This window comes from Flavobacterium chungbukense, from assembly GCF_020805785.1.
Taxonomy (GTDB): domain Bacteria; phylum Bacteroidota; class Bacteroidia; order Flavobacteriales; family Flavobacteriaceae; genus Flavobacterium; species Flavobacterium chungbukense.
In genome coordinates this window covers 838,865-858,887 of the sequence record NZ_JAJGZV010000002.1, presented here as the reverse complement: position 1 = coordinate 858,887, position 20,023 = coordinate 838,865, and the positions used below count along the sequence as shown (strand labels likewise).

15 protein-coding genes are annotated in these 20,023 nt (G+C 31.9%); 5 read left to right on the top strand and 10 right to left on the bottom strand.

From position 1 onward, the window contains the following. Nucleotides 1-451: 451 nt before the first annotated feature. Nucleotides 452-1,945 (top strand): catalase, encoded by a 1,494-nt coding sequence (locus tag LL966_RS09010; RefSeq protein WP_229352559.1) that lies wholly within the window; start codon nt 452-454, stop codon nt 1,943-1,945. A gap of 263 nt (nt 1,946-2,208) precedes the next feature. Here LL966_RS09010 and purU read toward each other — a convergent pair whose 3' ends face one another. From purU to LL966_RS08985, 5 genes are all read right to left on the bottom strand, one after another. Further along, nucleotides 2,209-3,063, bottom strand: a complete 855-nt coding sequence (gene purU / locus LL966_RS09005) for a formyltetrahydrofolate deformylase (protein WP_229352557.1) — start codon at nt 3,061-3,063, stop codon at nt 2,209-2,211. A 118-nt stretch (nt 3,064-3,181) separates the two neighbouring features. Beyond that, the gene (locus LL966_RS09000) at nt 3,182-3,898 is read right to left on the bottom strand and encodes a DUF4197 domain-containing protein (protein ID WP_229352555.1); all 717 of its coding nucleotides are present in this window, start codon (nt 3,896-3,898) and stop codon (nt 3,182-3,184) included. A gap of 273 nt (nt 3,899-4,171) precedes the next feature. Beyond that, nucleotides 4,172-5,041, bottom strand: coding sequence for an SGNH/GDSL hydrolase family protein (locus LL966_RS08995; RefSeq protein ID WP_229352554.1), 870 nt, complete (start codon nt 5,039-5,041; stop codon nt 4,172-4,174). A 160-nt stretch (nt 5,042-5,201) separates the two neighbouring features. Then, entirely contained in the window at nt 5,202-5,525 is a 324-nt protein-coding gene (locus tag LL966_RS08990; RefSeq protein WP_229352552.1) for a hypothetical protein, read from the bottom strand. 213 nt (nt 5,526-5,738) lie between these two features. Next, on the bottom strand, nt 5,739-7,298 hold the full coding sequence (locus tag LL966_RS08985; RefSeq protein ID WP_229352551.1) for a L,D-transpeptidase family protein: 1,560 nt from the start codon (nt 7,296-7,298) through the stop codon (nt 5,739-5,741). A 292-nt stretch (nt 7,299-7,590) separates the two neighbouring features. Between LL966_RS08985 and LL966_RS08980 the strand changes: the two genes are divergently transcribed. Next, complete coding sequence (locus tag LL966_RS08980; protein ID WP_229352549.1) at nt 7,591-11,031, top strand: methylmalonyl-CoA mutase family protein; 3,441 nt, start codon at nt 7,591-7,593, stop codon at nt 11,029-11,031. A 78-nt stretch (nt 11,032-11,109) separates the two neighbouring features. Here LL966_RS08980 and LL966_RS08975 read toward each other — a convergent pair whose 3' ends face one another. Next, nucleotides 11,110-12,606 (bottom strand): reverse transcriptase domain-containing protein, encoded by a 1,497-nt coding sequence (locus tag LL966_RS08975; protein ID WP_229352547.1) that lies wholly within the window; start codon nt 12,604-12,606, stop codon nt 11,110-11,112. Between the two features lie 475 nt (nt 12,607-13,081). On the opposite strand from LL966_RS08975, the gene LL966_RS08970 reads away from it, so the two are divergent. Further along, entirely contained in the window at nt 13,082-13,783 is a 702-nt protein-coding gene (locus LL966_RS08970; RefSeq protein WP_229352545.1) for a nuclear hormone receptor family protein, read from the top strand. A 619-nt stretch (nt 13,784-14,402) separates the two neighbouring features. Here the strand turns inward: LL966_RS08970 and LL966_RS08965 are convergent. The 4 genes from LL966_RS08965 to LL966_RS08950 form a co-directional block, all read right to left on the bottom strand. Further along, nucleotides 14,403-14,789 (bottom strand): secretion protein, encoded by a 387-nt coding sequence (locus LL966_RS08965; protein WP_229352543.1) that lies wholly within the window; start codon nt 14,787-14,789, stop codon nt 14,403-14,405. A 378-nt stretch (nt 14,790-15,167) separates the two neighbouring features. Next, entirely contained in the window at nt 15,168-15,572 is a 405-nt protein-coding gene (locus tag LL966_RS08960) for a secretion protein (protein WP_229352542.1), read from the bottom strand. 468 nt (nt 15,573-16,040) lie between these two features. Continuing rightward, entirely contained in the window at nt 16,041-16,445 is a 405-nt protein-coding gene (locus tag LL966_RS08955; protein WP_229352540.1) for a DUF3244 domain-containing protein, read from the bottom strand. A gap of 726 nt (nt 16,446-17,171) precedes the next feature. Next, the gene (locus LL966_RS08950) at nt 17,172-17,537 is read right to left on the bottom strand and encodes a DUF3244 domain-containing protein (RefSeq protein ID WP_229352539.1); all 366 of its coding nucleotides are present in this window, start codon (nt 17,535-17,537) and stop codon (nt 17,172-17,174) included. A 451-nt stretch (nt 17,538-17,988) separates the two neighbouring features. Here LL966_RS08950 and LL966_RS08945 point away from each other — a divergent pair, with 451 nt between their 5' ends. Both LL966_RS08945 and LL966_RS08940 read left to right on the top strand, forming a co-directional pair. Continuing rightward, nucleotides 17,989-18,861 carry an AraC family transcriptional regulator gene (locus LL966_RS08945; RefSeq protein WP_229352538.1) on the top strand — a complete coding sequence of 291 codons (873 nt, stop codon included), beginning with the start codon at nt 17,989-17,991 and terminating at the stop codon, nt 18,859-18,861. Nucleotides 18,862-19,122: 261 nt separating this feature from the next. After that, a complete protein-coding gene (locus LL966_RS08940) occupies nt 19,123-19,992 on the top strand; it encodes an alpha/beta hydrolase (protein WP_229352537.1) in 870 nt (289 codons plus the stop codon). The last annotated feature ends 31 nt before the right edge of the window (nt 19,993-20,023 follow it).

Here is a 20,023-nt window from a genome sequence, read left to right as displayed (position 1 = left end):
TAAACTTTGATTTTAATCGCAAAGAGCGCTAAGAATTATGCAATTTTTTTACAAAGCTTTGCGAACTTTACTTTTTATAAAACTTCTAAAGAAAAAAAACTTAGCGCTCTTTGCGTTAAAAATTATACTCAAAGCAAATTATTAGAAACAAAATAATATAAAAAAAAGAATGCCGACATCTCGAAGACGCCGGCATCATTTAACTAACCAAAACCAAAATAATAAATAACCAGTTTATTACATTACAAAGGTCAGACATAAATCGATGTTATGCTGTTAAGGTTTTGTTATTACTTTGTTGACCATAAGTTAAGATTTATAAAATGGTTGTTTTGAGTATTCTGCAAGGTTTGATAATTTTTTATTATTAAAATATAATAACAATCAATTTTGATTATTGATATGATATCGATTAGTTTGTATATTTGATAAAACATTAAAAATCAGCAAAATGGAAGAACACAAAAAATTAACAACTGCAACAGGAACTCCCGTTCCAGACAATCAAAACATTCAAACAGCAGGTCCACGCGGCCCCGTTTTATTACAGGATTTTTGGTTTTTAGAAAAAATGGCGCATTTTGATCGTGAAGTAATTCCGGAGAGAAGAATGCACGCAAAAGGATCTGGTGCTTACGGAACTTTTACCGTTACACATGATATTACCAAATATTCAAAAGCAGATCTGTTTTCAGAAATTGGTAAAAAAACGGAGATGTTTGTACGTTTTTCAACTGTTGCAGGAGAAAGAGGTGCTGCTGATGCCGAAAGAGACATTCGTGGTTTTGCCATGAAATTTTACACAAATGAAGGAAATTGGGATTTGGTAGGAAACAACACTCCAGTATTCTTTTTTCGTGATCCGATGAAATTTCCAGACTTAAACCACGCAGTAAAACGTGATCCAAAAACCAATTTGAGAAGTGCTGATAACAATTGGGATTTTTGGACATTATTACCGGAAGCTTTGCACCAAGTTACTATAGTAATGAGTGATAGAGGAATTCCGAGATCGTACAGAGAAATGCACGGTTTTGGAAGTCATACTTTTAGTTTTATTAATGCGCAAAACGAAAGACATTGGGTTAAATTTCATTTGGTTTCACAACAAGGAATAGAGAATCTTTCAGACGAGGAAGCGGCTTCATTAGTAGGACGCGACAGAGAAAGTCACCAAAGAGACTTATTTGATGCGATTGAAGAGGGGAATTTTCCAAAATGGAAAATGTTCGTTCAGATCATGTCAGAAGAACAAGCAAAAACGTATCGTTTTCATCCGTTCGATTTAACGAAAGTTTGGTTAAAAGGCGATTTTCCACTAATCCCAGTTGGGGAATTTGAGTTAAATAAAAACCCAGAAAATTATTTTGCAGAGGTTGAACAGGCTGCATTTAATCCTGCTCACGTTGTTCCTGGAATTGGATTTTCTCCAGATAAAATGCTTCAAGGACGTTTATTTTCTTACGGAGATGCGCACCGTTACCGCCTAGGAGTCAACAATTATCAGATTCCGGTAAATTCATCAAGATGTCCATACAATAGCTTTCACAGAGATGGAGCAATGCGCGTTGATGGAAATTATGGAGGAAGAAAACATTATGAACCAAACAGCTTTGGTGAATGGCAAGATCAGCCAGAAGTAAAAGAACCGCCTTTGGCAATCTATGGCGATGCGTATGCGCACAACTTTAGAGAAGATGATAGTGATTATTTTACTCAGCCAGGATTATTGTTTAATTTATTGACACCAGAGAAAAAACAGCTTTTGTTTAAAAATACTGCGGGTCAGGTAGGAGGAGCACAGAAATTTATTCAGGTTCGTCACATCAGAAACTGCTTCAAAGCGGATCCTGCATATGGAGAAGGCGTAGCAAATGCACTTGGAATGACAATAGCCGAAGTGGATGCTTTTGATGATCCAAGGTTGAGGATTGTGGCTCGTTAAATAATGTTCTGAGATGCTAAGGAACTAAGTTTCTAAGTTACTCTAAATGATAAACCCGGCAGATTTTAAAATCTGTTGGGTTTGTTTTTTTATATAAATAAAAATTTAAACTGGACTGAAGTCCAGCTCTACAATATAAATTGTTCCTTCGGAACGAAAAAAGAGCCTTCGGCTTGATCTATATTGTAGAGCTGGACTTCAGTCCAGTTAAATGTAAGAATACGCACAAAAACAAAATTTAGCGAACTTTGCGTTAAAAACCATCAAGAAAAAACAACAGTTTTGTTGCTGTAAACCATTGTTTTACGTTCAGCATGCAGTTTTATGGCTCTTGCCAAAACAATTCTTTCTAAATCACGGCCTTTCATAATGAAATCTTCAACAGAATGAATATGCGAAACTCTCGCAATATCCTGTTCTATAATCGGACCTTCATCTAGTGCTTCGGTAACATAATGGCTTGTAGCACCAATAATTTTTACTCCGCGTTTAAAGGCAGAATGGTACGGTTTTGCGCCAGGAAAAGCTGGTAAAAAAGAATGGTGAATGTTAATGATTTTATTTTCGTAAAGCGAAATCAGGTTTGGAGTAATAATCTGCATATAACGTGCTAAAACAATAAAACTGATTTCATATCTTTTTAATAATTCAATTTGTTTTGCTTCGCCTTCTTCTTTATTGTCTTTTGTAAAAGGAACAAGATGAAACGGAATATCAAAACGTTCTGCAATTGACCTTAAATCATTGTGATTACTGATTATTAACGGAATTTCGACATTTAACTCACCAGCGCTGTAACGCCCCAAAATATCAAAAAGGCAGTGATCGTATTTAGACACAAACAAGGCCATTTTTGGTTTTTGATCTTGACTGTATAAATCCCAAGACATATCAAATTTAGACGCAAGCGTTTGCTCAAAATCTTCTTTAAAGCTTTCAATCGTTATTTGAGAATTGATAAATTCGCATTCCAATCTCATGAAAAACACGTTCTGTTCTACATCAACATGTTGGTCGATGTAAGTAATATTTCCGCCCACTTTAGCAATAAAAGTAGTCACTGATGCGATAATATTCTTTTGGTCTTTACAGTGAATTAGAATGGTAATTTTCTGCATTTGATTTGGTTTATTTTGGTTAGTGACAAAGTGACAAAGTGACAAAGTGATAAAGGTGCAGAGTTGCAAAGGTTGCTTTGTACCTTTGTTACTTTCAGCCTTTGAACCTTAGAAAAATCTATTTTCCATCCTGCAGTGCAAATACACTTTTTAATAAAGGTGTAGTTCTTGCAGAGATATTATTTCGTATTTCTTTTTCTTCAACAGCAATCATTTTGAAAACTCCAGACAAAGCTTGAGTTGTAGTATAATCTGTTAAATCTGGATTTACTTTTTTTACTAATGGAATTGTATTGTATTTTGTAATAATGTTTTTCCAAACTACATCGGCACCTACTTTTTCAAATGAGCTTTTAATTACGGGATTAAATTTTCCGTATAAAGCTGTTGTAGTGCTTCCTTGTAAATAAGCTGTAGCGGCACTGTCATTTCCTAATAGGATATTTTTAGCGTCAGTAAATGACATGTTTTTAACTGCGCTAACAAAAATTGGAGTTGCTTCTTTTACAGCATCTTCTGCGGCACGATTTAGCATTTTAATTCCTTCATCTGCAAGAGAACTTAAACCCACTTTTCGTAATGTTGCATCCACTTTTTGTAATTCTTCCGGCATTAAAATTTTTACAGCTTCATTTTTATAAAATCCATCAACAGCGGTTAATTTACTTACTTGTTGTGTAATTCCTTTATTCAGCGCTTCTTTCAAACCAGAAGCAATATCAACACCGCCAACAGGAATTTGCGAAGATAACTGAGGAAGCTGATTTAGGGTCTGTTGTACTTGCGCGCAAGAAGTCAGCGAAAATGTAACGGCTAATAGTAAAATCTTTTTCATTATGGAGTTTTATTTAAGTTTCAAAAGTACTACTTATTCAAAAATAAAGCCACAAATTTATTCCAAGCAAAGCAAGATTTTGTTTAATAAATAACACATATTGCAATTGTTTAAAAATGGGAATAAAATAACTGCTTCAAAATGTATTTAGTTGTTTTTTTAATTCTTTTTTTAATGAAAATGTAAATTTTGAAAACGGATTTATTTTTAAGGTTTTCGTAAAAAAAAATCACCTTTTAAATTTAGAAGGTGATTTTGAATTTTTAAGTAAGATTATCGGTTGCTAAAAGCAATTTCTTCTAATGCTTTTGGATTGCTTATAGCATTATGGACAGCTTGCTTTCTCATATTGTCATTATCTCCTGTTCCGGTGCTTAAAATAAGTTTTTTAGGAATAATGGGTGTTGTATTAAATACTGTTGAATAAAGCAAGACAGCTTGTAAAAATCCGCCATCGTTTAAAAAGTGAAGGACATGTTTACCGTCACGAAGATTGTCTTTATTATTTTTTAAATATTGATAGCCATTTTTACCATCGTAGGCATCTTTCACAGCATCTCCGACTCGTAATACACCAGCATTTTTGATAAAAGCAGCGGCTAAAATGGTATTTTTGCGTAATTCTTTATGATATTTATCGTATTGTGAATTTGTATAAGATAGTGGAGACATATTTTGATACACATATATTGCCGCATCTGGACTATTTTGATGTATCTTTTCTGCAAATAGTTTTAAATTAGTTCTGTATTTTTCGACATTTTTTAATGCAATTGGTGTCGATTCCTGAAGTACAACGTAATCGTAATAATTGCCATCCTTGTCAATGTTAGAAAAATTCTGGTTGGCTTCTGTTTTGTTTGTATAATAAACTTTATCAAGTGATACTCCCATTGTAACCAATTGCTGGACATTAATATTTATATTATTGGCATCACATAACTCTTTAAATAAAGTAGGTGTACTTACAAAATATTCAATATGGCTATTTCCAACAAATAATATACGTGGTGGTCCTATGGCTTTTGGAGGTTTAGGTTTTCTAATTCCATCAAATGAAATCTCATTTTCACTTGCCAAATTATTGCAGGAAATCAGCAAAATTGTTAGAATAAGATTAAAAATTAAAATGCACTTCTTCATTATTTGCACGGATTAATATAAATGTGCAAATCTCCATTTAACCTAGTCCGATATAGACCTCTAAAGGTTTTTAAAATGGCATTTTAAGTCAAAATATTGAGGGTATCAGTTAAGATAAATTTTAAAGTCTAGAATAGTATATAAATAATTACCTTCCAAATTAAGAATGATTCAAATATTGTAAATCGGAATGGTATATAGGGTTGTTATTTTTTAGTTCATTCAAAATATCCTGCGTATAATCTTTTCCTCCCTTAATCAAATAATAAATTGATTTAAGGACATATATCGGTCCGTACGGAATAATACGCCAACTTAGTGATAAATTCAGAAAAAAATGTTTCAGTGCATATTTAAAAGTGTGTTCATTTGGGCGAACAAAATAAACATTTGAAAGTTTGAATTTCTTATAGAGTTTTGAAATTGTATTCGGAAAAACAACAAATTTTCCACCCTGCTGTACTAATACATTTATTTCAAACATTGTTAAGCCTTCTGTGTTATTTGTTTTTCATAATAGTTATTTTTAAATATTACAAAATCTGCATTGCAAAATTGATGAAGTTTAATAGATGTTTTTACCTCTAAAGGGTTTTGAAATAATAGGTTAGGTTTGTTTTTTGATATTAAAATAGATTAAAAAAGAGAGAAGTTATCTAAGATTGATAACTTCTCTCTAAAATTTAGTATAATTATATTATTGAGTTACAACTGCATTTTCGGTAGTAACTTCTTTATCTTTCTCGTAAACGTCTTGAAAGAAACCAATTTCACCATTTTCATTTACCAATGATGTAAAATAAACAATATAGATTGGTACTTTTTTAGCTAGTTTAAAACTATTCTCTGTTTTACCATCCATCGCTTTGTCAATTTTTGCCTGTGTCCATTCTGGATAATCTTGCAACATGGCAACGGCTAATTCTTTAGCCAGTTTTACATTGATACAACCGTGGCTGAAAGTTCTTTTTTCAAAATCAAATAAAGTTTTAGACGGTGTATCATGCATATAAATGTCATCTGGATTTGGAAACATAAATTTCACCAATCCTAGAGAATTATCTGGACCTGGTTTTTGTCTTACTTGTCCATTTACCATTTCCATATTTTTTTCTGCAAGATAATTTGGATCCGAAGCAATTTTAGATCTTAATTCGTTTTGTACAATACTTTGCGGCACTGTCCAATACGGGCTAAAAACAATTCTATCAATTTCACCATTAAAAATCGTAGTTTTAGTCAATGGCGCCCCAACAAAAACAGGTGAAGTTAACTGCACTTTTCCATTTTTAACATACACCATTTCATAAGAAGGAACGTTTACCAGTACATACTCATCACTAGCGGCAATTTGAGAAGAAATTGCGCGACATCTTTCCATGTTAAGCATTAGAGTTTCCATTTTTTCAGAAAGAGGAACGTTCATTTCTTTAATATGTTCTTCAGCCAAAATGTAGTTTGGTTTAAATCCGTTACGAACTTTATATTTCATTACAGCATCCATTAATTCTCTATCATAAACATCGCTTTTAGAATCCTGTTTTAAATCCCCCAATAAATACAAACGGGTTCTAACTTGCGCAATAGTATTAGATACAGCATCTGGGCGTAAATCTTTGTATGGAACTTCAGTTTCAATTGGTTTCCATTTATGAGAACGGTCTAATTTTTTATATTTTTTTAGAACATCCTGTAATTTGTAATATTGGTCATATTCTACTTTTGCATCAAGATTTGCAGTTGCAGATGATTCTTCAATAGTGCTGTAGTTCAAGAAATCTTTAAGCATTACATCATAAGCCAATTTCTTTTTGTCAGCATTATTTTTTTTGGTGTACATTACATACAATGAACTTAAAAGCATATCAGCATCTGTTTTAGAAATATTTGATTCTGATTTAGAATCAAATAACAGATCTATTTCTTTTTGGTACGGAACAATTAAATCGTTTGTTTTTTTTGCTTTTTCATACAATACAGAACCAAATTCGTTGATTTCATTTTCATCAAACCAAATACTTCCTAGCGTTCTGTTTTTGTATAATGACATCACATCAGATTTATATTTTTTCAAATCAGAGTATCTTTTAAAGAAGTCATTTGAAATTTCACTGTTATCATCTTCATTATCGTTAACAGTGTTATAGGTGTAATTTACATTTTTGTTCTCTTTAGTTTTTTTCTCCTCATATTTATTAAAGGAAACAATGCTAAAGCTAAGAGCAATAATTAAGCTTAGTGGATATAAAGTTTTCATTTTCATTTAATTTTTACGTTATACTTAGATTTAAAGTTTTTGGGTAAAAATTTGGGGTCGTTTCTACATTGTAAAATTACTTTAGGTTATTGATAATGAGTTGTTTTATTTAATTTAGATTTTTCAAAATTGCCACGTTGTAGGTTTATATAATATAAATCAGTTAGTTATGAAATTTGTTACCCTAGTGATTACGAAAACGATATATTTTTTTGTTAACATAAAGCTATAGTAAACACCAAATATTAAAATAATTTGTAAATTGCCGTCATAAAATTATCATATTCATAAAATGGAACAACAAATACCATATATTCCTAAAAATAAAGTAAGAATTGTTACTGCTGCTTCACTTTTTGACGGACACGATGCTGCTATTAATATAATGCGCCGTATTATCCAGTCAACAGGAGTTGAAGTAATTCATCTTGGTCACGATCGAAGTGTCGAAGAAGTGGTGAATACCGCAATTCAGGAAGATGCCAATGCTATTGCCATGACTTCGTACCAAGGCGGACACAATGAATACTTTAAATATATGTATGATCTGCTTCGCGAAAAAGGAGCAGGACACATTAAAATCTTCGGAGGCGGTGGCGGCGTAATTCTGCCAAGCGAAATTTCGGAATTACATGAATATGGTATTACAAGAATTTATTCTCCAGACGACGGCCGTTCTTTAGGGCTTCAAGGAATGATTAATGATTTGGTACAACAATCTGATTTTCCTATTGGAGATCAATTAAATGGAGAAATCGATCATATTGAGAATAAAATTCCAACCGCAATTGCGCGTTTGATTTCAGCAGCAGAAAATTTCCCAGAAATTGCAAAACCAGTTTTTGATAAAATTCACGATACTAATAAAAGTTCTAAAATTCCAGTTTTAGGAATTACAGGAACGGGCGGTGCCGGAAAATCTTCTTTGGTTGACGAATTGGTTCGTCGCTTTTTAATTGATTTTCCGGAGAAGACAATCGGATTAATTTCTGTGGATCCTTCGAAGAGAAAAACGGGAGGAGCACTTTTAGGAGACAGAATCCGTATGAATGCTATTAATAATCCTCGCGTATATATGCGTTCGCTGGCAACACGTCAGTCGAATTTGGCTTTGTCTAAATATGTTGCCGAAGCGATTCAGGTTTTAAAAGCCGCAAAATACGATTTGATTATTTTGGAAACTTCGGGAATTGGACAATCTGATACCGAGATTATGGATCACTCTGATGTATCCTTATATGTAATGACACCAGAGTTTGGAGCTGCAACACAATTAGAAAAAATCGACATGCTTGATTTTGCCGATTTAGTGGCTTTAAACAAATTTGATAAACGTGGAGCATTGGATGCTTTACGCGATGTAAAAAAACAATATCAAAGAAACCATAATCTTTGGGAAAAGAATCCAGATGAAATGCCCGTTTTCGGAACGATTGCTTCGCAGTTTAACGATCCTGGGATGAACACGCTTTATAAAGCAATTATGGATAAAGTGGTTGAAAAAACCGATTCTGAATTGAAATCGACTTTTGAAATCACAAAAGAAATGAGCGAGAAAATCTTCGTGATTCCGCCACACAGAACGCGTTATTTATCTGAAATTGCAGAGAATAACAGATCTTATGATGAAATTGCTCTTTCGCAGCAAAAAGTAGCACAGAAATTATACGGAATTTTCAAAACCATTGAATCGGTTTCTGGGAAAATTCCACAAATAAATAAAGCAGGAATCGACGATTCTACAGTTTTACCAAGCGGATTTGCTGAACACGACGAAAACAGAATATTTTTAAATCTTTTACTGAATCAGTTTGATAAAGTAAAAATGGATTTAGATCCGTACAATTGGGAAATTATTCTGAATTGGGATGAAAAAGTAGCGAAATATAAAAATCCAGTTTACTCGTTTAAAGTTCGTGATAAAGAAATCAAGATTGCAACGCATTCTGAAAGTTTATCACATTTACAGATTCCGAAAATTGCTTTGCCTAAATATGAAGGTTGGGGCGATATTTTACGTTGGAATTTGCAGGAAAATGTTCCTGGAGAATTTCCTTTTGCTTCGGGACTGTATCCGTTTAAACGTGAAGGCGAAGATCCGTCGAGAATGTTTGCAGGCGAGGGCGGACCAGAAAGAACCAACAAACGTTTTCATTACGTAAGTGCAGGAATGCCAGCAAAACGTCTTTCGACAGCTTTTGACAGTGTAACTTTATACGGAAATGATCCAGATTTGCGTCCGGATATTTACGGAAAAATTGGAAATGCAGGAGTTTCAATCTGCTGTCTAGACGATGCTAAAAAACTGTATTCAGGTTTCGATTTAGTTCATGCTTTGACTTCGGTAAGTATGACCATTAATGGACCTGCGCCAATGTTGTTAGGTTTCTTTATGAATGCCGCAATCGATCAGCAATGTGAGATTTACATCAAGGCAAATGAATTAGAAAAAGAAGTTGAGGCAAAAATCAACAAATTATACAAAGAAAAAGGAATCGAAAGACCAAGATACCAAGGTGAACTTCCTGCTGGAAACAACGGTTTAGGATTAATGCTTTTGGGCGTTACTGGAGATCAGGTTTTACCTTTGGATGTTTATAACGAAATAAAAGTAAAAACGTTAGCTCAAGTTCGTGGAACAGTTCAGGCTGATATTTTAAAAGAAGATCAGGCGCAGAATACGTGTATTTTCTCAACTGAATTTGCTTTGCGATTAATGGGTGACGTTCAGGAATATTTTATTACTAAAAACGTTCGTAATTTCTATTCGGTTTCGATTTCAGGATATCATATTGCCGAGGCGGGCGCGAACCCAATTACGCAATTGGCTTTTACGCTTTCAAATGGTTTCACTTACGTGGAATATTATTTGAGTCGCGGAATGAACATCAACGATTTTGGACCAAATTTATCGTTCTTCTTCTCAAATGGAGTAGATCCAGAATATTCGGTTATTGGTCGTGTGGCGCGTAAAATTTGGGCAAAAGCCATGAAAAACAAATACGGAGCCAACGAAAGAGCACAAATGCTGAAATATCATATCCAGACTTCTGGGCGTTCGTTGCACGCGCAGGAAATTGATTTCAACGATATTAGAACGACTTTACAGGCTTTATATGCGATTTATGATAACTGTAATTCGCTTCACACAAATGCTTACGACGAAGCAATTACAACGCCAACAGAAGAATCTGTGCGTCGTGCCATGGCGATTCAGTTGATTATTAATAAAGAATTAGGTTTAGCGAAAAATGAAAACCCAATTCAAGGTTCGTTCATCATCGAAGAATTAACCGATTTAGTCGAAGCAGCAGTTTTACAAGAATTCGACAGAATTACAGAAAGAGGAGGCGTTCTTGGCGCAATGGAAACGATGTACCAAAGATCTAAAATTCAGGAAGAAAGTTTGTATTACGAGACTTTAAAGCACAATGGTGATTTCCCAATTGTGGGTGTAAATACATTTCTAAGTTCAAAAGGTTCGCCAACAGTAATTCCGGCAGAAGTTATTCGCGCAACCGAAGAAGAAAAACAATATCAAATTACGATGTTGGATAACTTGCATAATTTCCACGAAGCAAAAGTAAACGAACATTTAAATACCTTACAGCAAGCGGCTATTAAAAACGAAAATTTATTCGATCATTTAATGGAAGCAACAAAAGTTTGTTCTTTGGGGCAGATTACTTCGGCGTTGTTTGAGGTTGGTGGGCAGTATAGAAGGAATATGTAATTTTTTTATTTTTTAAATGATATGGAAAAACCTCTCAAGATTTTTGGGAGGTTTTTTTAATTGAAAATCTATTCGAAATCATTCTTTTCCATTTGAAAATTTATATTTTGAAATAGTTTTCTGTAATATTTTCCAGTGATTTCTTATTTGTCGTTTTATTTCAGGTGCTTTCATTTCGTCAGATGCGCGATAAATATACTTTATGTAATTACCCCTATATTTTTTAGTTGTTTTTTTAACAATTATTTTTTCGTTTTTATAAGTAATTCTACTAGCAGGTAATTCTCTATTTTTAGTGCCTTTAAAACTATATAAGCGGTAAATTTTCCTTTTATAAATAGGAGCGTAATCTAATAATCTGTCTTGTTTAATATTTAAAACGCGATTGTGTTTTGTTTTAACTGTATTTTTCATACGTCTGTAAAATCCAGCTAGACTTTTCGATTTTACTAATGTTTTGCTTCCATAAAATTCAAAACCCAAATAATTTAATGGTATATTTTTAATTAAATTGTTTCCTTCTATTTTATAAGATTGTAAGGTATTATTATCGAATTTAAAAAGAGTCTTTTCAGTTTTCTCAAAAGAAATTATTAGTTTAATTTTTTCTATTTGCTCTTTTACAAATTCTTCGACCTTTTCTACCTCATTTGCTAAACAGATAAAGATAATATCATCTGAATACCTACGGTAATAAATGTTTGATTTTTCAGTAAGTTCTGAAATTATTGCTTCATCAAATTGTAACATGTATATATTTGCTAATAGAGCACTAATAGGTAATCCTTGTGGAATTCCAATTAATTTTCCATCTTTATGTTGTTGGTTTTTATAAATTATAATGTTAGAATCGATTAATTCATTAATGTTTTCAAAAAAAGTATTTTTTCCAAGTTTTTTATATTTCGCTAATTTTTTTTCATCAAAATGATTTTTGCAAGTTTTTAAATCATTAAGTTTCACATACGAGAAGTTTGTGGCAGCTTTGAATATGTTATAATGATCTTTTGGCAATGATTTGCAACCAATAATTCTTGCCCATGCTAATTTAAGTAACCTATGATTTAAACTCGGAAAAAAATTTTCAATATCATAACCCAGAACTACGCAATTCCCTCTTTTTTTAACTTCATCAAAAACGTCTTTTGCGAAGTGAACATTATTTTTAAATTTTAAATTATCTGCTGTTGGAATTTGTCTATAACCTGTAATAGAACTAGAAAGATGTATATTTTTTTCTAATATTTCTTCATACTTTGGAGTTATAATTTTTTGTGAGAAGTAAGAAAAAATATGTGAGTCTAAATGACTAGCATAGAGTATTTTTCTAATTTTTGCATTTGAAACAATTTTATTATTCTTTTGGCTTTTGTGTGAACGCCTAACGATACCTTTTATAAAACTCTTTTTGTATCGGCGTTGTTTAATTTCTTTAAAAATTAAAGGTAAAAAAGAATGTTTAGCCACTTTTGACTTGTTAGAAACGTATAGTTCACATTCTTTTATTACCGATAGAGGTGTTCTATTTGAAAAGTGAGGATAACCTCGATCTTTAAACCAATCTTTTGTTGTCATATAAAAAAATAGAGTAAAAAGTTCTCGCGCGGATTTTATAACAAAATAAAACTTAACATCTCTATTATAGAAATTGAACCATTAGCCGATTTACGACTCCCGCTGTACTTGTACGTAGATTTGTCCATAGAATCTAAACTCGTAATATATATAATTCACAAAATACTTATGAACTACTTAAACTCACTCGCTTTCTCTAGAGGGAAGCATAAAATTTCTAAATGCTCTTGGTACTATACCATATTCCAATTTCTGAGATTATCAGTAATTAAATCGATTTCTTTACTGATAATTCAGGAATTGTTCCGATTTACTAATCCACATATTTAATTTATTCCCCTAAGGTCTGGATCAATTGAAACAACAAATGTTTACATTAGTTCGCAATAATTGTTTTATTTTTTTAACTAAAGAACTTCTTACTCTGGGATAAATATAATAATTTATTAATATTTGTACTAAAAAATATATTCCCATGGCTAGCTTAAATAATGCATTTAAAGTAGGTGACATTGTAACCTTTAAAACACATCCTTTACTTTCTGATTCTTACATTAAAGGTGATGGTAAATATGTTCCTCCTATAATGATAATTAAAGAAGTTTTTTTTGAAAATATAAAAAAGAAAACTTCTGATGATGTCAATAATAAAGAGGTTGGAGAGCTAATTAAATATATCTGTGTTTATTTTGATGATAACAAAAGTGAATTTGTAGAAGTTCATTTATATGAAAAAATGCTTGAAAGTTTCAAAGAGCTTAAAATTTCAAATAAAAGTTCTAAAAGTGAAAGGGATGAAAATAAAGTAATAACTGAAATTTTAAGTTATCCCGAAAAGCCAGATTATAAATATGGAGAAATTCTTTATTTTAAAACAAAAAAGCTGGAAATTTTAAAAAAAAGATCATCGATAAAGATAACTAAAGATAAAGCGAAAGTTCTTCCCGACGAGGTAAAAGAGATAATCCAATATGTCGTTAATTATGCTACACCTGATTTTCTAGCATGTGGTTTTAAAATAGAGGAGCATAAAGATTTATTTCATAAGGATGGGAAAAATAAAAGATTAGTATCTAAAGAATCGGTAAAAGTAAAATGGTTTAACCCAATCAATAACAAGTTTAGTGAATATTATTTGCCAATTGAATTTTTTACTGATATAAAACCGTTCGATTAATATAGAAAAGTTCTGCTAACAATAACGTATCCAGCTCTCAAAAGTCTTCATTTTATAAAATTCGCTGATTGCTGTGCGAAGTCTCCTGACTTCGTACCCGTTCCAATAATCCATAAAGAATATAAAAATAATTTTGGAACGGAATATAGCGGCGAGTACGAAGTCAGGAGACTTCGCACAGCAACGGTCACAGATCTTTGCGGAGTTACAAGTGTGATTTTCTCCCCTCGCTGGCGCGAGCGTCCCGCTAGTGAACTCAAAGTAATGCACGAGCGAGACGCTCGCGCTAGCAAAACAATAAAATTCCATAAAGTCTGTGATTCCCAACCCTCAAAAGTCTTCATTTTATAAAATTCGATGATTGCTGTGCGAAGTCTCCTGACTTCGTACCCGTTCCAATAATCCATAAAGAATATAAAAATAATTTTGGTACGGAATATAGCAGTGGGTACGAAGTCAGGAGACTTCGCACAGCAACGGTCACAGATCTTTGCGGAGTAACAAGTGTGATTTCCCTTCGGTCGAAATGACAATATTTATAGATGTTTTCTAAAAAAAAAAGACATAAAAAAAGCAGCTTCTGGTACGAGCTGCTTTTCTAATTTTTAGGGGCAAAAAATTAACGACGGAAAGATGGACTCTCGTTTGCAGATTGGTCTAACTTTACAGTCTTAACTTTTTTAGCAGCAACTTTAATTTCGTGTTTCGCAACTTTGTCGTTTGCTTTCAATTCTAGAACGTAAGTTCCAGCAGGAAAGTTTTCTAAACTAATTGTTTTTGAAACCTCTAACTTATCTGCTAAAGCGTCTCCCGCATAAAGTAAGTTGTGGTTCTCGTCATAAATAGAGAAAGATGAACTCTCAACAGTGTCTAAAGTAAAGCTAACTACTTTTCCGTTACCTGTTTTAATGTTTAAAATATAGTCACCTTTTCCTTCAATGGCATAGGTAAACACAGTCGCTAAAAAAAAGGCAGCAACTAAACCAGCTTTGGTAAATTTTGTCATGTTTTTTTTAATTGTTAATTACTAAATGTGGAACGCGTAAAACTACAAATAGAAATTTAATTTTTAGCAAAAAAACAGCATTTTTAAGCAGTTAAGTTGCTGAATTAAAACTATTTCTATTCTTTGTTTGAACTATGTACGTAAATACTGGGATTGCGGATTTATTTTTTTTAAATTCTTTCGATTTTTTTTACGGCTTAAAAATCAGATAGTTGAATTAATAAGAATATTTTTTCAGAAAATGATTTAGTGTAAAAACCACCTTTAATTTTAAGCACAAAAAAACAGCTCGTTAACCAACAAAGAGCTGTTCTTTTGACATTAAAAGTTTACTTTTTAATTTTTTCTTACCTCATTTTATACCCTTAGTATAAAATCTTAACGGGCAGCGACATTTGTATTTTTAGCAAAACCAGATTTATAAACTGAAGAAATTGCATTTCTAGATAAAACAGATGCATTTTCAGTTATTTTAATTTCATATTTTGCTCTTTTTACATTGTCTTCTACTTCTAAGAAGTAAGTTCCTTCTGGAAATTCTTCTAAGCTGAAAGTTCTCAAAATTCCTTCTTTACCAGAAGCATTTTCAGAATAAATTAGCGTTCCGTCTTTGTCATAAATTGCTAAGCTGGCTTTCTGCACTTTATTAAGAGCGAAAGTGATCAGTTTTCCATTAGCTTTCAATACGTGAAGGTTAAACTTCGACGTTCCGTCAATTGCGTAAGTGCTTATTCCTGTGAAAAGCAACGCTGCTACTAAACTCATTTTTGCAATCTTTTTCATGGGACTTGATTTTTAAATTATTAGTTCTAATTCTCTGATGCTAAATTAGTTATGAAAATCAAGAAAAAGAGCAACTGTATTTTCTTATTTCTATGCTATATTCTCATTTACGAAACCGTTATAGGTTAAAACTTAAATTATATTTAACGTTTTTGTTAATTCAGCTATTATTTTTTAATGTTTTGCTTGATTTTAACTTTGCAGTCGATTAAGAATTTATTTACATGTGGAGTGAGTTATTCCGCAAAGATTCACAAAGAAAAACACAAAGATTCGCAAAGCTCAAAAAAAACTCTGCGAATCTCTGCGAAAAAAATTGTAGATCTTTGTGTAATAACTTTAAAAAGTAAAAAGCAAAAAAAAACAGCTCAGTAACCACAAAGAGCTGTTTTTAAAACTTTAAAAGTTTTTAAACTTTACTAACTATCTAACCTCACTTTTTATACTGTATGAGAGTATAAAAATTTTTTAGCGTGTTGCCACACTAGTATTTTTGGCAAAACCTGATTTGTAAACAGATGCAACAGCATTTTTAGATAAAACAGTTGCTTCGTCAGTTACAGTGATTTCGTATTTTGCTTTTTTTGTATTGTCTTCAACTTCTAAGAAGTAAGTTCCTTCTGGAAATTCTTCTAGACTGAAAGTTCTTAAAATTCCATCTTTGCCAGAAGCAGTTTCAGAATAAATTAAAGTTCCTTCTTTATCATATATCGCTAAGTTGGCTTTTTGTGTTTGGTTAAGACCGAACGTGATCAATTTACCATTAGCTTTTAGTACGTGAAGATTAAACTCCGACGTTCCATCAATTGCGTATGTGCTAATTCCTGTGAAAAGCAACGCTACTACTAAACTCATTTTTGCAATCTTTTTCATGGGACTTAATTTTTAAATTAATAGTTCTAATTCTCTGATGCTAAATTACTTCAGATGTAAGTATAAAAACGCAACTATATTTTCCTATTTATATGCTGTATTTTCATTTACGAAACCGTTATATGTTAAAATTTGAGTTTATTTTTATCGTTTTGACTGATTTGGTTGTTATTTTTCAATGTTTTTGTTGATTTTAACTTTACAATGATTTAAAGATTTCTTTAATAAATGTAAGAATAAGTAAAAGGTTCTAAGATTCTGAGATGCTGAGGTTCTGAGATTTTTCTTTTGTGAATATAATTGTAGAGCAGCAATGATTTAAAGGTTTGTTTAATAAATGTAAGAATTGGTAAAAGGTTCTAAGATTCTGAGATGCTGAGGTTCTGAGATTTTTCTTTTGTGAATATAATTGTGGAGCAACAATGCAATTGTGTCTACAATTCTGTTTGTCAACAATACATCTTTATATATAAGAGTAAAGTAAAAACAATAAACTAAAAACCTTAGAACCTCAGCATCTCAGAACCTTAGAATCTTAGAACCTTAGAATCTTAGAACCTTAAAAAAAAGTATAAAGCAAAAAAAAACAGCTCAGTAACCACAAAGAGCTGTTTTTAAAACTTTTGAAAGTTTTTAACTTACTAACTATCTAACCTCACTTTTTATACTGTATTAGAGTATAAAATTTTTAAGTGTCGTGAAGTAACACTTAACTTTAATATTTTCTTAGTAAACTGAAGAAACTCCTTTTGAAGACAAAACTGAGTTTTTAGAATCTACTGTGATATCGTATTTTACTTTTTTATAACTATCAGCAACTTCTAAGATATATTTTCCTTGTGGAAACTCTTCTAAACTGAAAGTTCTTAAAATTCCTTCTTTACCAGAAGCATTTTCAGTATATAATAAAGTACCATTATTATCATAAATACTAATAGTAGCTTTCTGAAGTTGATTAATTCCAAATGCAATAACCTTGCCATTTCCTTTTAATACATGAAGATTTAATGCTTCATTTCCATCAATTGCATAAGTACTCATTCCTGTTAGAAGTACTGCACATACTAAACTTAATTTCATAATCTTTTTCATATTCTGTAGTATTAATTTTTTTTAGTTCTTTTCTCTGAGGCAAAGTTATAGCAACATGTGTGTTATTTTAACAACTATATTTTCCAATTTATATGCTATATTCTCATTTACGAAACCGTTATAGGTTAAAATTTGCGTTTAATGTTATGTTTCTGTTAATTTGGTTGTTATTTTTCAAAGTTTATTGAAATTTTGATTCTTCCTAAAATTTCCTTCTTTCTTACAAAAAATACCATATTAGTATAAAATCATGTCTTAAAATATGATTTATCAAAAAAAATACGAAGAAAAAAACGAGACCCAAAAAAAAAGCCGATTTTGATGTAAAATCATTAGTATAAAATGGTCGATTTTAATGCAAAATCCTCATTTACGAAACCGTTATAGGTTAAAATTTAAATTATTTTAGGTGTTTTTGTTAAATTTGGTATTATTTTTTAAAGAAATTATCATGAAGACTATTGCCCCAGCTCTTGAAGTGATAACTAACTCATACGGAAGTTCTTTTACTTACGCTAAACACGCCGAAAAGACCAATAGCAAAGCTCATTTATGGCATTATCATCCAGAGATTGAGTTGGTTTATATAAATGGTGGGGCGGGAAAGAGACAAATAGGAAGCCATGTTTCTTATTATACCAATGGTAGTTTACTTTTAATAGGAGCTAATTTACCGCATTGCGGATTTACAAATGAACAAACAGGAAATACAACAGAAACTGTTATTCATATAAAACCTGAATTTTTAGGAAGCGATTTTTTTGTTGCTCCAGAAATGAGAAGAGTTCAAAATATTTTGAATCAGGCCAAAGGGGGAATTGCTTTTGGCGGCGAGACAAAAAAACGTATTGGAAAAAAAATTGAAATGATGGAAGATGAACCTCCATTTCAACGTCTTATGACACTTTTAAGTGTTTTGGACGAATTAGAATCGGCAGAGGATTACACCATTTTAAACGCAGACGGATTTTCGTTAGAATTACAAACCCAAGATAACGATCGTATTAATGTAGTTTTTAATTATGTGAAAGATCATTTTCAGGAATCTATTTCGATAGATGAGGTTTCTAGTCTGGTAAGTATGACAACACCTTCGTTTTGTCGTTATTTCAAAAAGATTTCCAATAAAACATTTACAGAATTTGTAAACGAATATCGATTGGTACACGCTTCTAAGCTTTTGGCAGAACAACCAATGAGTATTAACGAAGTTTGTTACGAAAGTGGTTTTAATAATTTTAGCCATTTCAGTAAATCGTTTAAACAATACACAGGAAAAAGTGCTTCGCAATATCGACACGAACACAAGATTATAATCAGTTAATTTTTGTGTTGCCACGAATTACACTAATTTCCACTAATTGATTTGTGTAATTCACTAAAAAGAAAATTTTACAAATCCGATCAGTCAAAAGCTGATCGGATTTTTTTATTAGGAGAATGTTATTATTTTACTATGACGATTGTTTAAATTAATTAGTGGAAATTAGTGCAATTCGTGGCATAAAAAGCAGGTCGGATTTTTCATATGTTCTATTCTGAAAAAAGTTATATTTACATTCCCTAATCAGAAAAAAAACATAAAATGAAAAAATTTAAAATGCTGCTGTCTGCCTTTTTGCTTTGTCTTACCACCATGACATATGCCGCAAAAGTAGACACTTTACAAGTTGCCAGCGCCGCAATGGGTAAAACCTACAAAGCTGCGGTAGTTTTGCCAAATTCTTATGCTAAAAGCAAAGCCACTTTTCCGGTAATGTATTTATTGCACGGAGCTTACGGACATTTTAGCGATTGGCTTAAAAATACTCCAAATAAAAAATTAGTTCATAATCTTGCAGACCAATATAATATGATTATTGTGATGCCAGAAGGCGAGACTTTTAGTTTTTATATTGATAGTCCTGTAAATAAAGAAAGTCAGTTTGAGACTTTTATTACTCAAGAAGTAATTCAGAAAGTAGATAAAACGTATAAAACGATTGCCAATAGAAGCGGAAGAGTAATCACTGGGCTTTCAATGGGCGGTCACGGTGCATTGTATTTATCGGCTAGACATCCAGAATTGTTTTGTGCGGCAGGAAGTATGAGTGGCGCAGTAGATATGAGTACAATGCTCAATAGAGATTCTTCGGCTCAAATTGTAAAATTAATGCAACCTGTTTTTGGAGATAAAAGTGGAAATACAGATTTATACGAGCAAAATTCTGTTTTAAGAATGGCGGATAAATTAAAAACCAATAAGCTTCCTCTGATAATAGATTGTGGTGTTGATGATTTTTTGATTGAACCTAATCGTGAATTGCACAGAAGATTAGTTTATAATAAAGTAGATCACGATTATACCGAACGTCCAGGAGCGCATACTTGGGATTATTGGGAAAATTCTCTTCCATACCATGTTTTATTTTTTAATAAAATACTCCTTAAAAATCAGGTGACTGCGAAAAAATAAATTGTTTTTTTACATAAAATAAACCGAATCA